We start from the raw sequence: 452 nt of genomic DNA on the forward strand, positions 1-452 counted from the left end.
CGCATGAACTTGGTGGAGAAGTTGCAATGCATGCCCGAACCGTTCCAGTCGGTATCGCCGAGCGGCTTGCAATGGAATTCGACGTCGATGCCGTACTGTTCGCAAAGACGCAGCAGCAGGTAACGGGCGATCCAGATCTGGTCGGCGGCGCGCTTGGAGCCCTTGCCGAATACCTGGAATTCCCACTGGCCCTTGGCCACTTCGGCATTGATGCCTTCGTGGTTGATGCCGGCTTCGAGGCAGAGGTCGAGATGTTCTTCAACGATTTCGCGGGCAACCGAGCCGACGTTCTTGAAGCCGACGCCGGTGTAATACGGACCCTGCGGAGCCGGGTAACCCTGCTCGGGGAAGCCGAGCGGGCGGCCGTCCTGGTAGAAGAAATATTCCTGTTCGAAGCCGAACCATGCGTCCTCGTCGTCGAGGATGGTCGCGCGGCTGTTCGATGCATGCGG

At 60.4% G+C, this 452-nt stretch carries 1 protein-coding gene; it reads right to left on the bottom strand.

The features are described 5' to 3' along the window. A partial coding sequence (locus tag AC1DF3_RS37130) for a glutamine synthetase (RefSeq protein WP_478142831.1) occupies positions 1–452 on the bottom strand: 452 nt, incomplete at both ends.

This window comes from Variovorax sp. 10N432, assembly GCF_056394465.1.